General features: G+C 68.2%; 21 protein-coding genes. 10 read left to right on the top strand and 11 right to left on the bottom strand.

Features of this window, described 5'->3' with window-relative positions; translation table 11 throughout:
• Window positions 1–4: 4 nt before the first annotated feature.
• The 4 genes from A7W11_RS15875 to A7W11_RS15860 form a co-directional block, all read right to left on the bottom strand.
• Complete coding sequence (locus A7W11_RS15875; RefSeq protein ID WP_066414962.1) at window positions 5–886, bottom strand: branched-chain amino acid ABC transporter permease; 882 nt, start codon at window positions 884–886, stop codon at window positions 5–7.
• Between the two features lie 12 nt (window positions 887–898).
• The gene (locus tag A7W11_RS15870) at window positions 899–2,059 is read right to left on the bottom strand and encodes an ABC transporter substrate-binding protein (RefSeq protein WP_066414960.1); all 1,161 of its coding nucleotides are present in this window, start codon (window positions 2,057–2,059) and stop codon (window positions 899–901) included.
• Between the two features lie 88 nt (window positions 2,060–2,147).
• Complete coding sequence (locus tag A7W11_RS15865; RefSeq protein ID WP_066414958.1) at window positions 2,148–3,707, bottom strand: benzoate-CoA ligase family protein; 1,560 nt, start codon at window positions 3,705–3,707, stop codon at window positions 2,148–2,150.
• A gap of 89 nt (window positions 3,708–3,796) precedes the next feature.
• The gene (locus A7W11_RS15860; protein ID WP_066414956.1) at window positions 3,797–4,267 is read right to left on the bottom strand and encodes a DUF4863 family protein; all 471 of its coding nucleotides are present in this window, start codon (window positions 4,265–4,267) and stop codon (window positions 3,797–3,799) included.
• 180 nt (window positions 4,268–4,447) lie between these two features.
• Between A7W11_RS15860 and A7W11_RS15855 the strand changes: the two genes are divergently transcribed.
• The 4 genes from A7W11_RS15855 to boxA all read left to right on the top strand — a co-directional run bounded on the left by A7W11_RS15855 (window position 4,448) and on the right by boxA (window position 10,121).
• Entirely contained in the window at window positions 4,448–5,350 is a 903-nt protein-coding gene (locus A7W11_RS15855; protein ID WP_066130025.1) for a helix-turn-helix transcriptional regulator, read from the top strand.
• A gap of 243 nt (window positions 5,351–5,593) precedes the next feature.
• The gene (gene boxC, locus A7W11_RS15850) at window positions 5,594–7,255 is read left to right on the top strand and encodes a 2,3-epoxybenzoyl-CoA dihydrolase (protein ID WP_066414953.1); all 1,662 of its coding nucleotides are present in this window, start codon (window positions 5,594–5,596) and stop codon (window positions 7,253–7,255) included.
• A gap of 104 nt (window positions 7,256–7,359) precedes the next feature.
• Window positions 7,360–8,787: a benzoyl-CoA 2,3-epoxidase subunit BoxB gene (boxB, locus tag A7W11_RS15845; protein ID WP_066414948.1), complete on the top strand. Its 1,428-nt coding sequence runs from the start codon at window positions 7,360–7,362 to the stop codon at window positions 8,785–8,787.
• A gap of 77 nt (window positions 8,788–8,864) precedes the next feature.
• A complete protein-coding gene (boxA, locus tag A7W11_RS15840; protein ID WP_066414944.1) occupies window positions 8,865–10,121 on the top strand; it encodes a benzoyl-CoA 2,3-epoxidase subunit BoxA in 1,257 nt (418 codons plus the stop codon).
• Between the two features lie 7 nt (window positions 10,122–10,128).
• On the opposite strand, the gene A7W11_RS15835 is transcribed toward boxA, so the two are convergent.
• Entirely contained in the window at window positions 10,129–10,932 is an 804-nt protein-coding gene (locus A7W11_RS15835) for a hypothetical protein (protein WP_066414941.1), read from the bottom strand.
• Between the two features lie 181 nt (window positions 10,933–11,113).
• On the opposite strand from A7W11_RS15835, the gene A7W11_RS15830 reads away from it, so the two are divergent.
• Window positions 11,114–11,863, top strand: a complete 750-nt coding sequence (locus A7W11_RS15830; RefSeq protein ID WP_066414938.1) for a sulfite exporter TauE/SafE family protein — start codon at window positions 11,114–11,116, stop codon at window positions 11,861–11,863.
• Window positions 11,864–11,893: 30 nt separating this feature from the next.
• Here A7W11_RS15830 and A7W11_RS15825 read toward each other — a convergent pair whose 3' ends face one another.
• The 3 genes from A7W11_RS15825 to A7W11_RS15815 form a co-directional block, all read right to left on the bottom strand.
• Window positions 11,894–12,313 carry a type II toxin-antitoxin system VapC family toxin gene (locus A7W11_RS15825; protein WP_066414935.1) on the bottom strand — a complete coding sequence of 140 codons (420 nt, stop codon included), beginning with the start codon at window positions 12,311–12,313 and terminating at the stop codon, window positions 11,894–11,896.
• Window positions 12,300–12,536, bottom strand: coding sequence for a FitA-like ribbon-helix-helix domain-containing protein (locus A7W11_RS15820; RefSeq protein WP_066416089.1), 237 nt, complete (start codon window positions 12,534–12,536; stop codon window positions 12,300–12,302). Before A7W11_RS15820 ends, A7W11_RS15825 begins: the two co-directional genes overlap by 14 nt.
• A 267-nt stretch (window positions 12,537–12,803) precedes the next feature.
• Window positions 12,804–14,102 carry an MFS transporter gene (locus tag A7W11_RS15815; protein WP_082887277.1) on the bottom strand — a complete coding sequence of 433 codons (1,299 nt, stop codon included), beginning with the start codon at window positions 14,100–14,102 and terminating at the stop codon, window positions 12,804–12,806.
• Window positions 14,103–14,188: 86 nt separating this feature from the next.
• On the opposite strand from A7W11_RS15815, the gene A7W11_RS15810 reads away from it, so the two are divergent.
• Together A7W11_RS15810 and A7W11_RS15805 are read left to right on the top strand one after the other, a co-directional pair.
• Window positions 14,189–15,145, top strand: coding sequence for a GlxA family transcriptional regulator (locus A7W11_RS15810; protein ID WP_066414932.1), 957 nt, complete (start codon window positions 14,189–14,191; stop codon window positions 15,143–15,145).
• 353 nt (window positions 15,146–15,498) lie between these two features.
• The gene (locus A7W11_RS15805) at window positions 15,499–17,700 is read left to right on the top strand and encodes a DUF6351 family protein (RefSeq protein WP_156523113.1); all 2,202 of its coding nucleotides are present in this window, start codon (window positions 15,499–15,501) and stop codon (window positions 17,698–17,700) included.
• Window positions 17,701–17,859: 159 nt separating this feature from the next.
• On the opposite strand, the gene A7W11_RS15800 is transcribed toward A7W11_RS15805, so the two are convergent.
• The gene (locus tag A7W11_RS15800) at window positions 17,860–18,522 is read right to left on the bottom strand and encodes a hypothetical protein (RefSeq protein ID WP_066414930.1); all 663 of its coding nucleotides are present in this window, start codon (window positions 18,520–18,522) and stop codon (window positions 17,860–17,862) included.
• A gap of 208 nt (window positions 18,523–18,730) precedes the next feature.
• On the opposite strand from A7W11_RS15800, the gene A7W11_RS28795 reads away from it, so the two are divergent.
• A complete protein-coding gene (locus A7W11_RS28795; protein WP_066414928.1) occupies window positions 18,731–19,186 on the top strand; it encodes a GNAT family N-acetyltransferase in 456 nt (151 codons plus the stop codon).
• A 178-nt stretch (window positions 19,187–19,364) separates the two neighbouring features.
• Window positions 19,365–19,553 (top strand): YqaE/Pmp3 family membrane protein, encoded by a 189-nt coding sequence (locus tag A7W11_RS15790; protein ID WP_066414921.1) that lies wholly within the window; start codon window positions 19,365–19,367, stop codon window positions 19,551–19,553.
• 57 nt (window positions 19,554–19,610) lie between these two features.
• Here A7W11_RS15790 and A7W11_RS15785 read toward each other — a convergent pair whose 3' ends face one another.
• Both A7W11_RS15785 and A7W11_RS15780 read right to left on the bottom strand, forming a co-directional pair.
• Window positions 19,611–19,958: a GFA family protein gene (locus A7W11_RS15785; RefSeq protein WP_066414918.1), complete on the bottom strand. Its 348-nt coding sequence runs from the start codon at window positions 19,956–19,958 to the stop codon at window positions 19,611–19,613.
• Between the two features lie 31 nt (window positions 19,959–19,989).
• Window positions 19,990–21,429, bottom strand: a complete 1,440-nt coding sequence (locus A7W11_RS15780) for a DHA2 family efflux MFS transporter permease subunit (RefSeq protein WP_066414916.1) — start codon at window positions 21,427–21,429, stop codon at window positions 19,990–19,992.
• A gap of 139 nt (window positions 21,430–21,568) precedes the next feature.
• Between A7W11_RS15780 and A7W11_RS15775 the strand changes: the two genes are divergently transcribed.
• Entirely contained in the window at window positions 21,569–22,192 is a 624-nt protein-coding gene (locus tag A7W11_RS15775) for an LON peptidase substrate-binding domain-containing protein (RefSeq protein ID WP_066414914.1), read from the top strand.
• The last annotated feature ends 5 nt before the right edge of the window (window positions 22,193–22,197 follow it).

Below are 22,197 nucleotides of genomic sequence, written 5' to 3'. Positions count from 1 at the left end.
GAATTCAGCCTTGTTTGAACAGCCCTTCGGGCTTGCACAGCAGGATGCCGGCCATCAGCACGTACACCAGCACGCCCGCGGCCGCCGGGAACAGCACCTGGCCGAAGGTCTCGACGACGCCCACCAGCATCGCGGCCAGGAAGGCGCCGCGGATCGAGCCGATGCCGCCGATCACCACCACCACGAAACACACGATCAGCACGCCGTGGCCCATGCCCGGATACACCGAGGACACGGGGGCGGCGATGGTGCCCGCCAGCGCGGCCAGCGCCACGCCCGCGGCGAACACCATGCGGTAGAGCCGGTTGATGTCGATGCCCAGCGAGCCGATCATCTCGCGGTTGCTGGCGCCGGCGCGCACCATCATGCCCAGCCGCGTGCGGGTGATGACCAGGTACAGCAGCAGCCCCACGCCCAGCCCGACGGCCGAGATGAACAGCCGGTACACCGGGTAGGTCATCACCCCGCCCAGCGAGAGGGAGCCCTGCAGCCAGGCGGGCATCGGCACGCCGTGCACGTCGTTGCCCACCAGGATGCTGCGCAGCTCCTCGAACACCAGGATCAGGCCGTACGTCATCAGCACCTGCTGCAGGTGGTCGCGCCGGTACAGGTAGCTGAAGAACGCGGCTTCCAGCACGTAACCCAGCAGGGCCGCGGCCGCCACGCAGACGATCACGGTGGCGAAGAACCCGCCGCCCAGCGTGCGGTCGACCCACGGTCCCAGCGCGAACGCCATGTAGGCGCCGATCATGTAGAAGCTGCCATGGGCCAGGTTGATGATGCCCATGATGCCGAAGATCAGCGTCAGGCCGCTGGCCACCAGGAATAGCAGCAGGCCATATTGCAGCGCGTTCAGGCACTGGATGAGGAAGACGGCGGGATCCATCCTGGCTCCGGCTTACAGGCGGCAGCCGCGCGCGGGATCGGCCAGCTTGCGCACGGCCACTTCCTGCACCACGTTGTCCAGGCCGTTGACTTTGCGTAGGTAGATGTCCTGCACCGGGTTGCCGGCGGCCGACAGCGTGAACGGGCCACGCGGGCTGTCGATGGTGGCGCCGCGCATGGCTTTGCGGAAGTCGTCTTTCTTGCCGATATCGCCCTTCACCGCGGCCAGGCCCGCCTGCATCATCTGCGCGGCGTCATAGCCCTGCACGGCGTACACGTCCGGCGGCATGGCGTAGGCCTTGTTGTAGGCCGCGCGGAAGGCGTTGTCGCGCGGGGTGTTCAGGCCGTCGGCGTAGTGCAGGGTGGTCAGCAGGCCCTGCGCGGAATCGCCTTGCGCCTTGAGCGTGCCGTCGGTCAGGAAGCCCGAGCCGTATAGCGGAATGGTCTTGCCCAGGCCCGCCGCGTGGTAGTCCTGCACGAACTTCACCGCGCCGCCGCCCGCGAAGAAAGCGAACACCATGTCGGGCCTGGACGCGGCGATCTCGGTCAGCAGCGACTGGAATTCCACGTTGGGGAAGGGCACGTTCAGGTGCTTCTGCACCTTGCCGCCGGCCTTCTCGAAGCCTTCCTGGAAGCCGTTGACGGCCTCGTCGCCCGCCGCGTATTTCCACGTGACGGTGATGGCGGTCTTGTGGCCCTTTGCCGCGGCCACCGGGCCCATGGCGTAGGCCGGCTGCCAGTTGGTGAACGAGGTGCGGAAGATGCCGGGGCCGCACATGGGGCCGGTGATGGCGTCGGCGCCCGCATTGGGCACGATCAGCGTGGTGTTGCTGTCCCTGGCGGCCTTGGCCAGGGCCATGGCCACGCCTGAATGCACGGTGCCCACCAGCACGTCGACCTGGTCGCGCTTGATCAGGCGGTTGGCGTTCTCGGAAGCCTTGGCGGGATTGGATTCGTCGTCGACCTTGAAGTACTCGATCTCGCGGCCGCCCAGCTTGCCGCCCTGTTCGGCCACGTACAGCTTGAAGCCGTTCTCGATGGCGTTGCCCAGGGCGGCGTAGGTGCCGCTGTAGGGCAGCATGAAGCCCACCTTGATCTTGTCGGCGGCCGAGGCCCCTGCCGCGAGGCAGAGCAGGGCGCCGGTGATGGCGCCGCGCAGTATGGCGTGTTGCATGGTTGTCTCCTGGTTTTTATGTATGGCTGCCGGCACTTCTGGCCGGGTCTTGCGCGGGGTTCTTCATGAATGCGCCGGGCGGCGCGGTCTATAGCGAAGCCTCTTCCAGCTGCCGCAGGCGGAACCGCTGGATCTTGCCGGTGGCGGTCTTGGGCAGCTCTTCGGTGAAATCGATCTGGCGCGGATACTTGAAGGGCGCCAGGTGTTGCTTGACGTACTGCTGCAGCGCCGCGCCCGTGCGGTCGTCGGGCTCGTAGCCGGGGCGCAGCACCACGTAGGCCTTGGTCTTGACCAGGCCATCGTGGTCCGGCACCCCGATCACGGCGGCCTCCAGCACCGCCTCGTGCTGGATCAGCACGTTCTCGACTTCCACCGGCGACACGTACTGGCCGCTGACCTTTATCATGTCGTCGCTGCGGCCGGCGTAGGTGTAGTAGCCGTCGGCATCGCAGACGTACTTGTCGCCGCTTTTCAGCCAGTCGCCCTGGAAGCACTGCCGCGTCTTGTCGCGGTTGTTCCAGTACATCAGCGCGGTGCTGGGGCCCTTGATGTACAGGTCGCCGATGGCGCCGGCGGGCACGGGCAGGCCGGTGTCGTCGCGCAGTTGCACCTCGTAGCCCGGCACGGGCTTGCCGGTGGTGCCGTAGCGCAGGTCGCCGCTGCGGTTGGACAGGAAGATGTGCAGCATCTCGGTCGACCCGATGCCGTCCAGGATCTCGCAGCCGAAATGGCGCGTGAAGCGGTCGCCGATGTCGCGCGGCAGGGCCTCGCCCGCCGACGTACAGACGCGCAGCGCCACCTGGTGGCGCGGCGGCAGGTCGGCGGCGGCCAGCATGCCGGCGTACAGCGTGGGCACGCCATAGAAGATGGTGGGGCGGTGGGTGGTCAGCCGCTGGAACACGGCCTGCGGCGTGGGGCGCTCGCCCATCAGCACGGTGGTGGCGCCCACCGACAGCGGGAAGGTCAGGCCATTGCCCAGGCCGTAGGCGAAGAACAGCTTGGCCGCCGAGAACACCACGTCCTCCTCGCGGATGCCCAGCACGGGCTTGGCGTACAGCTCGGCCGTATGCCACAGGTTGCCGTGCGTATGCACCACGCCCTTGGGCTTGCCGGTGGACCCCGACGAGTACAGCCAGAACGCGATCTCGTCGGCCAGCGTGCGCACCGCGGGCACGGTGGGCGAGGCGGCCAGTTGGGTGTCGAGGTGCAGCGCGTCGGCGGGCGGCGTGCCCGCGGGCTGCGACACGACCACGTGCTCGACATCGTGGCCGCCCTGGGCCATGGCCGCCTGCAGCACCGGCAGGAGCGGGCCGGACACGAACACGGCGCGCGCACGGCTGTGCTGCAGGATGTAGGCGTAGTCGTCGGCCGTCAGCAGGGTGTTCACCGCCACCGGCACCACGCCGGCATGCAGCGCGCCCAGGAAGGCCACGGGCCAGTCGACGGTGTCGTGCAGCAGCAGCAGCACGCGTTCTTCGCGGCGCAGGCCCACGCCGCGCAAGAGGCCGGCGCAGCGCGCCACGCGTTCGGCCAGTTCGCCATAGCTGAGCTGGCGCTGGTCGTCGATGTAGGCCGTCTTGGCGGCGCGCGCGGCGTTCAGCGCGGCCAGGTGGCTGGCGAAATTCAGTTCGGCGGGGCAGTGGTTCATGCGTGTCTCCGGATCTTTTATCTCTAGGGCGCCCGCGCGCCCGGTTCAGCCGGTGGGGTCATGCGTCGTCGGCGCGGCGTCGTCGGATCTCAGTGGCGGGTGAATTCGATGGCGCCTTGCGGCAGCAGGTACAGCACCAGGGCGCGGCCCCGGCTGACGGTAGGGCGGTGCGCCGAGCCGGGCCCGTAGACCAGCCAGCCGGCGCCATGGCCGTCGAAGCGCGCGGCGTCGTCCAGCGGCATGATCAGGTCGATCTCGCCATTGGGGTGCGAATGGTGGGGGCCGGCAAGATCGTTCATGTCGACCACGTCCACCGAATAGCCGCCCAGGTCGTCGGCGGGCTTGATGACGCGGCCATAGCGGATGCCTCCGCCTTCGCGATCGCACATCCAGCCGTCGGCGATCGCGGCCTTACAGGTCTGGAAGAGGTGCTGGTACTGCGGACTGTCCGGGCCGAACGCCTGGTTCAGCCGGTCTTGCAGGGCGGCATCGAGCGGCGCGCCGCCGATGCGGTCGGTCACTTCCCGGATCAACGCTCGGAACTGTTCAGGCGAGCTCACAGATGTCTCCTTTACACTGTGGCGCGGGTTGCGGGGCATGAATTTCAATGCTTCTTTTCGAGCAACCCGCCGTGCGATGTACGTCGGTTGAATGGAAAAATAGTGCTTTGACGAATGCGCGTCAAGCACTATAGTGCATGAAATCGCGATTTAAGGGTTATTGCGGAGCAACGAACACCCATGACTCAAGCGCTTGATCTGGCGCCTGCCGAACCCCCGCGCGAGGCCTTTCTGGTGGCCTTGGGCGAACGCGTCCGTCGCCTGCGCGCGATCCGCGGCATGACGCGGAAAAGCCTGGCACAGGCGACCGGCGTGTCCGAACGCCACCTGGCCAATCTGGAACACGGGGTGGGCAACGCCTCGGTATTGGTGCTGCTGCAGATTGCGCGCGCCTTCAATTGCGCGCTGGCCGAACTGGTCGGCGACGTGACCACCGAATCCCCGGAATGGCTGCTGATCCGCGAACTGCTCAGCGGCCGCGGCGAATCCGACTTGCAGCGCGCCCGCGAGGCGCTGACGCAGTTGTTCGGCGCGGGCGGGCAGCGGCCCAACCGCTTCCAGCGCATCGCGCTGATCGGGCTGCGGGGCGCGGGCAAATCCACGCTGGGCCAGATGCTGGCCGAAGACCTGGGCTATCCGTTCGTCGAGCTGAACCGCGAGATCGAACGCGTGGCGGGGTGCGGCATCCTGGAAATCCACAATCTGTATGGCCCCAACGCCTACCGCCGCTACGAGCGCCGGGCGTTGGAAGAGGCCGTGCAGCTGTATCCCGAAATGGTGCTGGCCACGCCGGGCGGGCTGGTCTCCGAACCGGCCACCTTCAACCTGCTGCTGGCGCACTGCTATACGGTATGGCTGCGCGCCACGCCCGAAGAGCACATGGGGCGCGTCATGGCCCAGGGCGATTTCCGCCCCATGTCGGGCAGCACCGAGGCCATGGCGGACCTGAAGCGCATCCTGGCTGGCCGGGAAGCGTTCTACGCCAAGGCCGACCTGACCTGGCACACCAGCGACCTGGAACTGCAGGAGTGCTTCGCGGGCCTGCGCACGCAGGTGCGCAAGGCGGGTGGGCTGCCGCTGTAGCCGCTTCCCGGCTGTTCGACGCGGGCGGCATGCCCGCCCCGTGGGCGCGCTGGCCGTTGTCCGGGTTCGCCTGCGGGCCCGCCGCTGCGTCTCTTCTTCCCTGCATGCATGAAGCGTGTTGCCGCTGCGCTGGCGTCGGCAACACCGGAAACTGCACTTTGATGCATTTTCGCGTTGACGCATGCATTTGACTGCACTATTATGCATCTAATGCAGTATTTTGCTGGTAGAGGAGACACCTATATGAACAGCAGCGCCCCCGCGCCGGTGGAATTCCGCACCGCCCCGGATCAATACCGCCATTGGCGGCTCAGCGTCGAAGGCAACGTCGCCACCCTGGCCATGGACGTGGCCGAAGATGGCGGCCTGCGCCCCGGCTACAAGCTCAAGCTCAATTCGTACGACCTGGGCGTGGACATCGAGCTGCACGACGCGCTGCAGCGCATCCGCTTCGAGCATCCGCAGGTGCGCACGGTGGTCGTCACCAGCATGAAGGAGCGCATCTTCTGTTCGGGCGCCAACATCTTCATGCTGGGGCTGTCCAGCCATGCCTGGAAGGTGAACTTCTGCAAGTTCACCAACGAAACCCGCAACGGCATCGAAGATTCCAGCCGCCACAGCGGCATCAAGTTCGTGGCGGCGCTCAATGGCGCCTGCGCCGGGGGCGGCTACGAGCTGGCGCTGGCGTGCGACGAGATCCTGCTGGTGGATGACCGCTCATCGGCCGTTGCCTTGCCCGAGGTGCCGCTGCTGGGAGTGCTGCCCGGCACCGGCGGCCTGACGCGCGTGACCGACAAGCGCAAGGTACGGCACGATCATGCCGACATCTTCTGCACCCTGGTCGAGGGCGTACGCGGCGAGCGCGCCAAGGCATGGCGCCTGGTCGATGATGTGATCAAGCCCGCGCAGTTCGACGCCGCCGTGCAAGCCCGCGCGCAAGAACTGGGCGAGGGCAGCCGCCGTCCCGCGCAGGCCCGGGGCGTGGCGCTGACGCGCCTGGAGCGCACCGACGGTCCCGACGGCGTGGCCTACCGCCATGTCGAGGTGCGCATCGACCGCGAGAAGCGCCTGGCCACCTGGACGGTGCGCGCGCCGCAGGACGACGTGGCCACCGAGATCGATGCCATCGTGGCCGCGGGCGCCGACTGGTGGCCGCTGCGGATGGCGCGCGAGCTGGACGACGCCATCCTGTACCTGCGCACCAATGAACTGGACATCGGCACCTGGCTGTTCAAGACCGAAGGCGATGCACAGGCCGTGTTGAAGGCGGACGCGGCGTTGCAGGCGCACGGCGAGCACTGGTTCGTGCGCGAGACCGCCGGCATGCTGCGCCGCACGCTGGCGCGGCTGGACGTGACCTCGCGCTCGCTGTTCGCGTGCATCGAGCCGGGCTCGTGCTTTGCCGGCACGCTGCTGGAGCTGGCCCTGGCCGCCGACCGCATCTACATGCTGGACGACAGCCAGACCGATACGCCGGCCCGCATCACGGTGGGCGAGTGCAATTTCGGCGCCTATCCCATGGTCAACGGCCTCACCCGCCTGCAGCGCCGTTTCTACCAGGAAACCGAGCCGATGGAGGCCGTGCGCCGCGCCGCGGGCCAGCCGTTGTCGCCCGCCGAGGCCGAGCAACTGGGCCTGGTCACTTTCGCGCCCGACGAGATCGACTGGGAAGACGAATTGCGCATGGCGCTGGAAGAGCGCCGCGCGCTGTCGCCCGACGCGCTGACGGGCCTGGAGGCCAACCTGCGCTTCGGTCCTGTCGAAACGATGGAAACGCGCATCTTCGGCCGGCTGACCGCCTGGCAGAACTGGATTTTCAACCGGCCCAACGCGGCCGGCGAGAAGGGCGCCCTGAAGCTGTACGGCAAGGGCGAGCAGGCCGCATTCGACTGGAACCGCGTCTGACGCCCCGGGGCTGCGCTGCTCGCGCAGCGGCCCCGTCGCCACACGTCCATCCGCACAGACACCCGCGCCGCAGGCCTCCCCTGACGGCCCCCGAGGAGACACGCATGTCCGGCATCAACTACAGCGAGAAGATACCCAACAACGTCAACCTGTCCAGCGACCGCACGCTGCAACGCGCGCTGGAGCACTGGCAGCCCAATTACCTGCAATGGTGGCAGGACATGGGACCGGATGGCTCGCATGGCTTCGACGTCTACCTGCGCACCGCCGTCAGCGTCGAGCCCGATGGCTGGGCGCACTTCGACCACGTGAAGATGCCCGATTACCGCTGGGGCATCTTCCTGGCGCCGCAGGACGGCCAGCGCAAGATCCATTTCGGCGAGAACATGGGCCGCGACGTGTGGCAGGACGTGCCCGGCGAGCACCGCGCCAACCTGCGCCGCATCATCGTCACGCAGGGCGACACCGAGCCGGCCTCGATCGAGCAGCAACGCCACCTGGGCCTGACCGCGCCATCGCAGTACGACCTGCGCAACCTGTTCCAGATCAACGTGGAAGAGGGCCGCCACCTGTGGGCCATGGTGTACCTGCTGCACCGCTATTTCGGCCGCGATGGCCGCGAAGAGGCCGACGCGCTGCTGCAGCGCACCTCGGGCGACGCGGACAATCCGCGCATCCTGGGCGCCTTCAACGAGAAGACGCCGGACTGGCTGGCGTTCTACATGTTCACGTACTTCACCGACCGGGACGGTAAGTTCCAGTTGTGCGCGTTGGCCGAGTCGGGATTCGACCCGCTGGCCCGCACCACGAAGTTCATGCTGACCGAAGAGGCGCATCACATGTTCGTGGGCGAATCGGGCGTGTCGCGCGTCATCCAGCGCACCTGCCAGGTGATGAACGAACTGAAGACGGACGATCCCGCGGCGATCCGCGCGGCCGGCGTGATCGACCTGGCCACCATCCAGCGCTATCTCAACTTCCACTACAGCGTGACCATCGACCTGTTCGGCGCCGACCAGTCCTCCAATGCCGCCATCTTCTACAGCGCCGGCCTGAAGGGGCGCTACGAAGAGGGCAAGCGCACCGACGATCATCAGTTGAAGGACGGCACCTACCGCATCCTGTCGGTCGATGGCGGCAAGCTGCGCGAGATCGAGGTGCCGATGCTCAATGCGCTCAACGAGGTGCTGCGCGACGACTTCATCCGCGACTCGATGGCCGGCGTGGGACGCTGGAACAAGGTGATCGAGAAGGCCGGCATTCCGTTCCGCCTGTCCGTGCCGCACAAGGCGTTCAACCGCCAGATCGGTACGCTGGCCGGGGTGCGCGTCTCGCCCGAGGGCGACGTGCTGACGCCGGATCAATGGAAGGCCAACGTCGACAAATGGCTGCCCACGCCCGAAGACCGCGCCTTCGTCGCGTCGCTGATGGGCCGGGTCAACGAGCCGGGCAAGTTCGCCAACTGGATCGCGCCGCCCGTCATGGGCGTGAACCGCCAGCCCATCGACTTCCAGTACGTCCGTTTCAACTGAGCTGGCGGGCCGCCCCCGGGCGGCCGCCGCTGCGGGGCTTGTCCAGACCAGACAGGCCCCAGCCTTGGGAAACCGCCATGAACGCGCCCCTGCCGCCGCAAGTGCTCAAGCAGCATCTGATCGATCCCGAGATCTGCATCCGCTGCAATACGTGCGAAGAAACCTGCCCCATCGACGCCATCACGCACGACGGCCGCAATTACGTGGTGGATGCGTCCATCTGCAATGGCTGCATGGCCTGTGTGCCGCCGTGCCCGACCGGGTCCATCGACAACTGGCGCATGGTGGTGCGCGAAGAGGCCTACACGCTGGAGGAACAGTTCGGCTGGGACGAGTTGCCGGGGGAGAAGCCGTTGCCCGCGCAGGGCGTCGTGGCCGATGCCGCGGCGGCCGACGCCGCTGCCGATGTGCTGGCCGCCGCCGCGCTGGCCGAGCCCGCCGCCGTTTACGTGGCCCCGGGCTCCATCGTGCCGCCCTGGTCGGCGGCGCATCCCTACGTGAACCTGTATTCGCACAAGACGCCCATCGTCGCCACGGTGGTGGGCAACTACCGCGTGACGGACGACGATACCGACAGCGACATCCATCACATCGTGCTGGATTTCGGCAAGCTGCCGTTTCCGGTGCTAGAGGGCCAGTCCATCGGCATCCTGCCGCCGGGCGCCGATGCGCAGGGCCGCGCGCATCATGCGCGGCAGTACTCGCTGGCCAGCCCGCGCGATGGCGAGCGGCCCGGCTACAACAACCTGTCGCTGACCGTGAAACGCGTCACCGAGACGCACGACGGCCGGCCGTTTCGCGGCGTGTGCTCGAATTATCTGTGCGACGTGGCCAAGGGCGACCAGGTCCAGGTGATCGGCCCGTTCGGCAATACCTTCCTGATGCCGAATCACGCCCGCGCCAATCTGGTGATGATCTGCACGGGCACCGGCGCGGCGCCCATGCGGGCCATGACCGAGCACTGCCGCCGCCGTCTGGAGCAGGGCGTCAACGGCAAGCTGATGCTGTTCTTCGGCGCCCGCACCGAGCGCGAACTGCCGTATTTCGGGCCGTTGATGAAACTGCCCCGCGACTTCATCGACATCAACCTGGCGCTGTCGCGCGAAGCGGACCAGCCGAGGCGCTACGTGCAGGATGCCATCCGCGAACGGGCGGCCGACGTGGCCGCGCTGCTGGCGGATGAGGAAACCTATCTGTACGTGTGCGGCCTGAAGGGCATGGAAGCGGGCGTGCTGCAGGCCCTGAAAGAGGTGGCCGAGACCGCCGGGCAGGCGTGGGAGCCGCTGCATGCCGCCCTGCGCACCCAGGGCCGTCTGCACCTGGAAACCTACTGACGTCCGCTTACCTGGGACGCTGCCAGATCAGCGTCCCGCTTTCCTGCATGGGTTTGTCCCGGGCGGTCTTGCCCAAGGCCTTGCTGACGCCGGTCCACGGCGCGGTCAGCCGCACCTTCACGGGTTCCAGGCAGGAGGGGACGCCTTCGCCGATGCTGACGCCAAGCAGCATCTCGGAGACGTCATCATCCAGGCCGCGATCGCCGGTCGATCTTTCCAGCTGCGTGCGCCGCACGCCGCCCGCGGCATCGAACCACAACTGTGCCCGCACATCGAAGTTGCGGGTGTTCAGGTGGCTGCTCTTCTTGAAGGCGCCGGAGACCTGCGCGTTGATCAGGTTCAGGTAGGAACGGATCTGCAGCGCGGTGCTGCAGCCGCCGCCCCCTCCGCCTCCCCCATCCGCGTCGCCGCTGCCCCCGTCTGCACCGCCGCCGATGGTGAAACTGTCGGCGCTGGGCAGGCCCTGCGCGATCTGGAAGGGATTCGTGTCCGGCGGCGCGTCGATGGCGATGGCCTTCTGCGCCTTGGGCGCCGGGGCCTTGGGCGCGGGCGGGGTCTTGGGTTTGGGCGGCTGCGCAGTGGGCCGGGCCGCCGGCGCGGCGGGGGCCTGGGCGGCGCGTTGAGGCTCGGGCTTGCGTGGGACGGGCGGCGGCGCAGGTGGGGGCGGCGTCAGCGTCACCATCAGGGTCGGCCGAACCTCGCGAGGCTTGGCGCCGCGATGTTGCAGGCCCCAGACGATGACCGCCAGCAGCACCAGGCCGGACACGATCCATCCCGCGGCCGAGAAACGCTCTTTCCAGGTCCTGTTCATGGCGCTCGCGGGCGTGCAGGGTTTGGGGATGGGGTCTCGCGCGGCGGGCAGTGTAGCAAGGCGGTGTGTCAGCAGGGCGATTCCGTCCGAACCGGAGCTACGTACAATGCCCGCTGGCCACCGCGCAGCCCGGACATGTTGCCCTGGGCGCACGGGGCAAAAAACAATATGTAGGGTGGAGATGGATACGGTCTATTTTGCCGTGGCGGCGGGCGCCGTCCTGGCGGGCTTCGTGCAGGGCTTGTCGGGGTTTGGTTTCAGCATGGTGTCGATGTCGTTGTGGGCCTGGACGGTCGATCCGAAGCTGGCGGCGGTGTTGGCGGTGTTCGGGGGGCTGACGGGACAGGTCATCGCGGCGGTGTCGATGCGCCGTGGTTTCGACATGCGGCTGCTGGGGCCGTTTCTGCTGGGCGGCCTGATCGGCATACCGATAGGCGTGGCCGTGCTGCCCCTGCTGGAAGTGCATGTCTTCAAGGCCGCGCTGGGCATATTGCTGGCGGTGTGGTGCCCGATCATGCTGTTCTCGAAACACCTGCCGCCCATTACCGTGGGCGGCTCGGCGGCCAACGGCGTGGTCGGGGTGATCGGCGGGGTCATGGGCGGGTTGGGCGGTTTCTCGGGCGTCATCCCCACGCTGTGGTGCACGCTGCGCCGCTTCGACAAGGACGTGCAGCGCAGCATCATCCAGAACTTCAACCTGGCCACCCTGGCCTTCACGATGCTGGGCTATCTGGTCTCGGGCGCGGTCACCCGTGACATGCTGCCGATGTTCGCCATCGTGGCGCCGGCCATGCTGATTCCGACCGTGCTGGGCGCGCGCCTGTATGTGGGGATCAGCGACGTGGCCTTTCGCCGCATCGTACTGAGCCTGCTGACGCTGTCGGGCGTGGCGCTGCTGGCGTCGTCGATCCCGCACTTCTTCGCGGGGTAGTGCTCTGGCCGCAGATGGCGGCCAGAGCACTCAGGCGCTGAATGGGTCGAGCACATGCACCCCCAGGCCGTCGAAATCGGCCGTGTTGCGGGTGACCACGGTAAGCCCGTGGATGAGGGCCGTGGCGGCGATGAGCTTGTCCAGGGCATGCTGAGGCTGCGGCACGCGCAGCCGGCCCCACACCTGGGCCACGTCGGCATCGACGGGCAAGATGCGTCGGGCAAAGTCTGCCGACAGGCGCGCCAGCCAGTTTTCGAGCGATGCCGCTTGCGGGGCATCGCCGCGATGACGCAGCAGATCGACGCCGCGCCGCAGTTCGCCCACCGTGACCACCGACAGGAACAGCGCGGCGTCGGCCTGGGCGGCCGTCTTCAGGAACGTCCGGACCCCCGCATTGGCGCGCGCCCCCTTGCGGGCCTCGCTGATGACGTTGGTGTCAATCAAATACATGCGGCGCACCGTCGGGGTCTTCGTGGCGCGCGAAGTCGGCGTCTCGGCCCACGTCTGGCATGGCGGCCAGCACGTCGGCCAGGCTGCGTCGCGGGGATTGCAGCAGGGCTCGGGCCAGGATGTCGCGGTGCTCGGCTTCTGCGCTGCGGCCGTTGGCCGCGGCTTGCTCGCGCAGCGTCTGGATAAGGGCGTCGTCGACGCCACGCACGATAAGGCTGCCCATGTACGTTCTCCAAAGATTGCTATCAATGATAGCATCTTGAAGCAGGTAAGGATTGGAAGGGAAAGCGTCCGGCAAGAGAGGTCTCCTGAAAAGGGGGGCGGACGCAGTCTCTCCGGGGATCTTCGGCCTGTCACGCTTCCATTCGTGCGTGAATGATTCGCGAAGGGAGGCCGCTATCCCCTCGAACGGCTTCGCGCAGGCGGCCGGGCCGCGCACAACGCATGTGGTTTGCGTCAGGCGCCGTGACTGCCGGCGCGCCTGCGGGCACTACGCCGCCACTCGCCTGCCTGCGCGCCGCTCGGACCACACCCACCATGCCGTCATGGCTGCCGCCAATGCCACGACCGGCAGCATGGCGGCGTTCAGCGCCTCCCAGCCATACCGGTCCAGCAACGGCCCCGCGCCGAGCGTGGCCGCGGCCGTGAAGGCGTAGCGCAGCAGCTCGGCCGTGCCTTGCGCGCGCGCCCGTTCCGCGGGGCGATAGGATTGCGCCAGCAGCGTGGTGCCGCCCACGAACATGAAGTTCCAGCCCACGCCGAGGCAGAACAGGGCGGCGTAGAACGCCGGCAGCGACGGCGAGGACATGGCGATGAGCGAGCAGGCCACGTTCAGCGCCATGCCCGTGCCCAGCACCGGCGCCAGTCCCACGCGGCGGATCAGCGCGCCCGCGAAGAAGGCGGGCGCATACATGCCGACCAGATGCCACTGCATGATGCCCGCGCCATCGTCGATGCTGTGATGGCAGGCCACGGCGGCCAAGGGGGCGGCGGTCATGATGAACATCATCGAGACCGACCCGACCACGTTGTTGGCGGCGGCGGCCACGAAGATGGGCTGGCGCGCGACCTCACGCAATGGCCGCGCCGGCTCGGCCGCCACGTCGGCCGTTGCCGCGGCCTCCCCATCGCGATAGGCCAGCGCCAGCAGCATGGCCGAGGCCAGGCCCAGCAGCGCCACCATGAGGTATGCGCCCGCGAACAACGCCACGGGAAACAGGTCCTTGCTCCAGGCGGCCAGCGCCGGTCCGGCCAACGCGGCGATCACGCCGCCGGCCAGCACGGTGGAGATGGCGCGGCTCTTGGCCTGTGCCGGCACGGCGTCGGCCGCGGCCAGGCGGTAGTACTGCGCGAAAGCCTGGAACACGCCGACCAGCGCCGTGCCCGCGCAGAACACCCAGAACAACGAATGGAATACGGCCCATACCGAGATCAGGCCGCCCGCGCAGCCGCTCACCGCGCCCAGCACGAAACCCGCGCGCCGCCCGATGCGCTGCATCAGTTGGGCAGCGAACCAGGTGACCACCGCGCCCGCCACGGTGATCAGCGCGAAGGGCAGGGTGGCCAAGGCCTTGTCGGGCGCCAGCATGTGGCCCGTGAGGGCGGTCAGGGTCAGGTCGATGGAGATGGCGGCAGTGAACAGCCCCTGGCAGATGGCCAGCACCCAGGCATTGTGTCTTCCTTGGGGGGATTCGGTCGGGCCGCGATCGGACGGTTGCGGCCCGGCCGACCGCGGCCCGGCCGGACTGCCCGGAGCCCCCGGGGACGAAGAAAGCGTGGAAGCGGACATGCCAGATGATTCCGGGTGTGATTGACAGCCTCGACTCTACGCAGGGACACTATGACGTAAATGACATATTTCCCTCGATAAACGACATGACGCGCGCAATCGATGTGCTGCTGGTTCCTGGTTTCCAGCTACTGGACATGGCCGGGCCCGTGTCCGTGTTCGGCATGGCGTCCGATCTGGCGCCCGCGCGGCGCGGACCGGCCTACGCGGTCACGCTGGTGTCCGAGCGTGGCGGCCGTGTTGCCAGCACCTGCGGTGTCGAGGTGGCCACGCAATCCTGGCGCGGCTCGGCGGCCGGCACGCTGATGGTGCCGGGCGGCCGTGGCACGCGCACGTCGCCGCCGTCACCAGGGTTGCTGCGGCACCTGCAGGCTGCCATGGCCGCGCGCCGCCGCCTCTGCAGCGTGTGTACCGGCGCCTTCCTGCTCGCCGCCGCGGGCGTGCTGGACGGGCGGCGCGTCACCACGCATTGGCGCCACGCCGTGGAGCTGCAGCGCCGTTATCCCGCGCTGCGCGTGGACAGCGACCGCATCTTCGTGCGAGACGGCGGGATCTGGACGTCGGCCGGCATCAGCGCCGGCATCGACCTGGCGCTGGCCATGGTCGAAGCCGACCTGGGCGCGGAGCTGGCCCGCGCGGTGGCGCGCGAGATGGTGGTGTATCACCGCCGCACGGGCGGGCAGTCGCAGTTTTCGACGCTGCAAGACCTGGCGCCGCAAAGCGAACGCATGCGCGCGGTGATGGACTACATCGGCGCGCACCTGACCGCGGCGCTGACGGTGGATACGCTGGCCGAGGTCGCGTGCCTCAGCCCGCGCCAGTTCATCCGCGCCTTCAAGGCCGAGACCGGGCAGACGCCCGCCAAGGCGGTGGAGCGCATCCGCGCCGAAGCGGCGCGCGCGCAGATCGAGGACGGCGGCGCCGCCATCGAAACCGTGGCCCGCCATGTGGGTTTCGAGGATGCCGAGCGCATGCGGCGCGCCTTCCTGCGCGTGTACGGCCAGCCGCCGCAGGCCGTGCGCAGGGCCGCGCGCGCCGCGTAGCGTCTCGTGCGCGGGACATCCTGGTTCAGCCTGAAAAATTTTCGAACATCTGCTCACGCGACCTTGCGCTAGAGTAAACCGCAGCCTGGGCATGCCGTCCGCCTCGACGCCCTGTCGCGCGGGGCATGATCCCCAGGCCAGACTATTCGAACAAGCCAATGGGACCGGCGCCGCCACGACAGGCAGGCGCCGTGCGGAGGAGACATCATGCAGGCATGCGCCCGTTCACGCGCATTGCCGCCGCCGGCAGCGCAGCCGCGCGCGCCCGCGCGCATCGGTTCGCCATGCGCGCCCGGCAGGCATGCCCGCATTCCCGGCATCCGTTTTACCCACAAGACGAGAAAGAGGAAGACATGCCCGAGAACCAAGGAAGACGCGGGGCCTATGGCCAGGCCAGGAACGTGCTGCTGGCCGGCGTCGTCGCCGTGCTGGCGGCAGGCTGCGGCGGCAGCGACGACGATGACGACGACCAGACCACGCCGCCGCCCGCCGGCCGGTCCTTGTCGCTGACCACGGTCTCGTCGCCGCCCGAGTACGTCAGCGGCGGCGACGCGTTGGTGCAGGTGCAGTTGCCCGATGGCGTGAGCGGCCCGCCGACCGTGACGCTCAATGGCAACAACGTCTCGAAGGCCTTCACCGATCAGGGGCAGGGCCGCTGGCAAGGACTGGTCGAGGCGATGGACCTGGGCGACAACACGCTGCAGGCCTCGGCGGGGGATGCGTCGGGCACGCTGACCGTGACCACCTATCCCATCACCGGCCCGATGTTCTCGGGGCCGCACCAGCGGCCGTTCTCGTGCACGCTGACCACGTTCGGGCGCCTGGGGGGCGGCACGCTGGATGGCCCGCTGGATGCCGATTGCTCGGCCAACACGCGCATCGACTACTTCTACCGCAAGACGACGGGCGGCAATACGCGCTGGAACAATCCCACTCAGCATCCCGCCGACATGAGCTACCTGACCATCGACGCGGGCAAGCCCACCGAGCGCCGCGTGGCCTATCTGGTGCGGCTGGAAACGGGCACGATCAACCGGGGCATCTATCAGTCGGCCATGTTGCACGATCCGCTCGTGGATGGTCCCATCGGCCCCGACAAGCGTTCGGCGGGCTGGAACGGCAAGCTGATCTATCCGCTGGGCGGCGGCTGCCAGGGCGGGTGGTACACGCAGGGCGCCACCTTCGGTTCGCTGATCGACGACCAATGGATGCAGCGCGGCTATGCCGCGGTGACGTCCACGCTGAACATCTTCGGCTCCAACTGCAACGACCTGCTGTCCTCCGAGACGGTGGCCATGACCAAGGAGCGCTTCATCGAGGCCTATGGCGTGCCGACCTACACCATCGGCACGGGCGGCTCGGGCGGGGCATACCAGAGCTTCCAGACCTCGGACAACTATCCCGGCCTGTTCGACGGCATCATCGTCAATTCGGTGTTCCCGGACGTGACCTCGGCCACGCTGTTCAAGGTCTTCGATTCCCGGCTGCTGAACAACTATTTCAATCGGACAGGCGGCCTGACCTACAGCGACGACAAGAAGAAGGCCATTTCGGGCTACCTGCAGGTAGGCAACATCGCCGCGATGAGCGGCAGCGCGGGCCGCCTGGATCCGGTCGTGTCTTTTCCGTCGAACTTTCCGGTCGAGCTGAAGTACGACCCCGTCAACAATCCCACGGGGTCGCGCGCCACGGTGTACGACCACACTGTCAACGTGTACGGCAAGGACGAGCGCGGTTTCGCGCTGCGGCCCATCGACAACGTGGGCGTGCAGTACGGGCTGCTGGCCTTCAATTCGGGGGCGATCACCGCCGACGAGTTCCTGGATCTGAACGAGAACATCGGCGGCCTGGATGCCGACCTGAAACCGACGGCGCAGCGCACCACCGGCGACCTGCCGGCCATCCGGCGCGCCTATCAGTCGGGCCGCATCACCAATGGCGGCGGCGGGCTGGCCGGCACGGCGATTCTGGAGCGGCGCGACTATTTCGACAATGCGGTCGGGGGCGACATCCACAACAAGATCCACTCGTACTCGGTGCGGGAACGCCTGAAGAAGGCCAACGGCAGCTTCGACAATCACGTCATGCTCGGACCGGGCACGGTGCCCGTCAATCTGTTCGACATCATGGATACGTGGCTGATGGCGGCCAGGGAAGGCGATCCGGAAAGCACCAAGGCGCAACGCATCATCGACGCCAAGCCGGCCGATCTGGTGGATGCGTGCTGGGATGCCGGCGGGGCCAAGATCGAGGAGCCGTCCACGCCCTCGGGCGGCGGCCAGTGCAACACGCTCTATCCGGCCGGCACCACGCCGCGCATGGTGGCGGGCGGACCTTTGGCCGACGACATCGTCAAATGCCAGTTGAAGCCGATCGATCCCGCGGATTACGCAGTCGCGCTGTCGGGTGCGCAACTGACGCGCCTGCAAGGGATCTTTCCGGAAGGAGTGTGCGACTGGAGCAAGCCCGGGGTCGAGCAGCAGGGCCTGCAAGGCACGTGGCTGTCGTTCGGGCCGTCGCAGCAGAAACAGGTGTTCGACGTGAGCAAGCCGTAAGTGACGCGGCCCGCGTCATTCGAGGATGGCGCGGGATCCCGCATGACGGTGCGCAAGCCGTGCGTTGTAACGTGAACGGCTTTCTTCAAGCGCAGTCCGCGCGTGATCGACGCAGGCCAATACGAATCTGCTCCCAGCCCAGGCCGATTCGAATCCGGCTCAGCCCGGCTGCCCGCCCGCCAGGCAGCTTTGCAGCGCCCGGTTGTAGCTGTCCACGCCGACCCCCGTCGACCATGCCGACGGGCTGGCCGGATCGTAACCGCTGTAGTTCACCGCGTAGCGCTGGCATTGGTACTGATCCGGCGCATTGGACACGGTGCGGGGCGCCGCCACGGGTTGGCGCGGCTGCTGCGTTTGCGGCTGTTGATACTGAGGTTGCTGGTATTGCTGTTGCACGGGAGGCGGCGTGTACACCGGCGCCGGGGCCTGCGGCACGGGTACGGGCCGCGTGTAGCTGCCTTCCGGCACCGAGTACGCGACGGGCGGCGGCGAGTCGTAGTAGAAGCCGGTTTCGGGCTGCGCATACGACGGCTGCGTGTACGAGTACGAGCCCGACGGCGGATAGTCGGGCGTATCGTTGTTGGCCGCGGCCAGCACCAGGCCCGTGGCCACCAGCGCCAGGGCGCCGCCGATCCACCAGCCGTCGGAACCGCCGCCGCCGCCGTGATAGCGATGGCCGTAGCCGCCGTGATGGCCCCAACCGCCGCCATGGCGGCCGCCCCATCCGCCGCCATGATGGCCGCGATCGGCCAGGGCGGGGGTGGCGAGAGAGACGAGCAATGCCGCGATGGCGGTGCGGCAGAGAATTTTCGAGGTGCGCATGATGTGGCTCCTGGGCCGGGGCGGGCGGCGAGAATGCGCGTCTGCCCCGGCGGATAGCCCACTTTACCGCGCTGGGAGACGCCTGTGCCTGTCGCTGCACGCAAAGGTGATGCAATGCGTTTCAGCCTGGGGAATGGACGCCTCGGGTAGCATGACGGCCGGGGTGTCCGGGTGGTCCGGCCCCGTTACCGCTCCGGAGCAGCGCCCCATGACCGACCCCGCCCAGACCCTGATCCTGCGCCCGGCCACCGAAGAAGACCTCGCGTTCCTGCTGGAACTGCGCAAGCACACTATGGGACCGCACATGCGCCAGGCGGGCCTGCCCGACGACGATGACGCGCATCTGGCGCGCTTGCGCCTGCATTGGGACGCCGCCCAGGTGATCCTTCTGGATGGCCAGCCCGCGGGCCTGTTCAAGGCATTTCGCGAGCCGGATCACTGGTACGTGCAACAGGTGCAGGTGGCGCCGGCATGGCAAGGGCAGGGCGTGGGCGCCCGCGTGCTGGGCGTGCTGCTGGAATCCGCCGACCGGGACGGCCTGGCCGTACGCCTGTCGGTGCTGCACGCCAACCCCGCGCGCCGGCTGTACGAACGGCTGGGTTTCCGCGTGTTGCAGACGGTCGGCCCGGAGTACCTGATGCAGCGCGAGCCGCTGGGGCGCTGAGGCCTGGCGGTCGGCAGCGGGCGCCACGTTCGCTGGCGTGTCCGGACCATGCTGGGTTTCGTCCAGGCGCCGCTGGCGGGCATCCTCCTTCCGATATCATGGCGGCGGTGCCTGCTTCCTCGCAGGCCCGCCGGCTCGCGGTGCGCGCCGGCAGCCTTATCTCAGCCGATATTCCGACATGCGACTGCTTCTGGCGATTTTCCTGCCCTTTCTGGTTTTCTTCACGATCGGCCGTCCGATCGCGGGCGTCATCTGCCTGATTCTTCAGCTCACGCTGATCGGCTGGATCCCCGCGGCGCTGTGGGCCGTCTATGCGCTCAGCCAGTACAACACCGACAAGAAGATCCGCGAGGCCGCGGGCCGTTGAGGCACGGGGCAGGGACGCCGCGCCGCGTGAGCGGCCTCCCTTCCCGCCCCTCATGTACTACACGGCGCGCCCGTCGTAGTGCTGCACGGGAATTTTCGACAGGTCCAGGCCTTCCAGGCAGCGCAGGTTGATCGCCGCCATGGCGGTGCCGTCCGGCATCGCGCCCTCGCCATACGGATGGATGCCGCACGTCCTGCAGAAATTGTGCTTGATGACGTGTTTGTTGAACGTGTAGGTGCCGATTGCATCCGGTGCCGCGCGCACCTGCAGCGCCTGCCTCGGCACGAACCACATCAGCGCGCCCTTGCGCACGCAGATCGAACAATTGCATTGCATCGCGCCCTGGATGTCGCCGCTGACGTCGAACGAGATCGCGCCGCAATGACAGCTGCCTTGGTAGTCCATCGTGCTTCTCCTGGTTGAGGCGGGGCCGGCGCTACGCCGCCCCGCCGGAATGGGATGACATCATGTGATTGCGGGTGCGCACCAGCGCCAGGGCCAGCACGCCGGCCAGCCCGGCAAAGGCGGCGCCCACGCCGAAGGCCAGCTGGTAGCCCGCGTTCAGGGCCACGGTCTGCGCGGCGCCGCCAGCCAGCGCCTGACCGGTGCGGGCCGCGGCCAGGCTGGCCAGCACCGCCAGGCCCAGCGCCCCGCCCATCATGAATGCGGTGTTCACCACGCCCGAAGCCAGGCCGGACTCATGGGAGTCGACGTCGCTCATCGCGGCCAGCAGCAGGGGATTGAAGGCGATGCCGCCGCCCAGGCCCAGCAGCAGCATCCCCGGCAGCACGTCCATGACGAAGCCGCCGCCCGCCGGCGCCCGGGCAAACAGCAGCAGGCCCACCGCCGCGATCAGCAGCCCGCCGCCCAGGGGCACGCGGATGCCCAGCCGCATCACCAGCCTGGCCGACAGGCCCAGCGAGAATACCGCCATGATCAGGTTGGCGGGCAGGAAGGCCAGGCCCACGCCCATCGCGTCATAGCCCAGCACCTGTTGCAGGTACAGGGCCGATATGAAGAACCAGGCGAACATGCCGGCCGCCCACAGCACGCCGATGACGTTGGCCGCCGCCACGTTGCGCAGCCTGAACAGCGACAGCGGCATCAGCGGCGCGGCCACGCGGGATTCGATGACCAGGAAGGCCGCGAACAGCCCGGCGGCGGCCGCCAGCAGGCCGATGGATTGCGCAGACGTCCAGCCGGCCTCGTTGCCGCCGACCACGGCGTACACCGCCAGCATCAGCGCGACGGTGACGGTGATCGCCCCGCCCACGTCCAGCCGCGTGCCGGCCGCCTGGCCCGGCGCACGCGGCAACAGGACCAGGCTCAGCGCGTAGACGGCCACGCCGATGGGCAGGTTGACCAGGAAGATCCAGTGCCAGCTGAGCGAGCTGGTCAGCAGGCCGCCCAGCAGCACGCCGATGCTGCCGCCGCCGGCACAGACGAAGCCGTACACACCCATCGCGCGGGCGCGTTCGCCGGGTTCGGTGAACAGCGTCATGATGAGCGACAGCGAGACCGCCGACACCACCGCGCCGCCCAGCCCCTGCACGGCCCGGGCGGCCACCAGCATGTGCTGCGAGCCGGCCAGGCCACAGGCCAGCGACGCCACGGTGAACAGCGTGAGGCCCGCCAGGAACACGCGGCGATGTCCCAGCAGGTCGCCCAGCCGTCCGCCCAGCAGCAGGAAGCCGCCGAAGGTGAGCATGTACGCATTGACCACCCAGACCAGCGAGGTTTCGGTGAAGCGCAGGTCGTCGCGGATGGAGGGCAGGGCCACGTTGACGATGGTCGTGTCCAGCACGATCATCAGCACCCCCAGGCACAGGACGGTCAGCGCCCACCAGCGTTTGCGGCCTTCGATGCCGTGCGTCATGCCTGTCTCCCTCTTGCGGCGCGGCCGGGGGATGCGGCGCACGCCTGCCTGTGTTGGACGGGTCATGGCCGTGAAAGGCAACCCGATGATTTGCAACGATAACGCCATCCCGGGGGCGCTTTCATGTCATCATTCCGGGATGGCCGAGATTCCCCTGTTTCCGCTTTCCAACGCGCTGTTTCCGGCTGGCGTGCTGCACCTGCGCGTGTTCGAGGTGCGCTACCTCGACATGATCCGGCGCTGCATGGCCGAGGGCGCCGAATTCGGCGTGGTGGTGCTGCTGGCCGGCAACGAGGTGCGTACGCCCGAAGGCAGCGAGACGCTGGCCACGGTCGGCACCATGGCGCGCATCGACCAGTGCGAGGCGCCCATGCCGGCCCTGCTGCAGTTGGCATGCACCGGCACCACGCGCTTTCGCCTGGTGTCGGCGCGGCGGGCGCAGTATGGATTGTGGATGGGCCAGGCCGAGCCCTTGCCCCAGCCTGCCGAAGCGGAGGTGCCCCGCGAACTGCAGCCCAGCGCCGATGCGCTGGGCCAGCTGATCGCGGGCATGCAGCGCGACGGCGTGCCGGCCGCTTCCATGCCGCTGGCGCCGCCGTTCCGGCTGGACGAGTGCGGCTGGGTGGCCGACCGCTGGGCCGAACTGCTGCAGTTGCGGCCTTTCGAGAAGGCGCGCCTGCTGGGCCTGGACGATCCGGTGGCGCGCCTGCGGGCCATCCAGGATGCGTTGCAGGGCCTGTCCTCGGCGGCCGACGACGCCTGAGCGGT

It is taken from the genome of Bordetella ansorpii, assembly GCF_900078315.1.
Taxonomy (GTDB): domain Bacteria; phylum Pseudomonadota; class Gammaproteobacteria; order Burkholderiales; family Burkholderiaceae_B; genus Bordetella; species Bordetella ansorpii.
The sequence above is the reverse complement of the archived record's forward strand: the minus strand, read 5'-3'. Positions and strand labels throughout refer to the sequence as shown.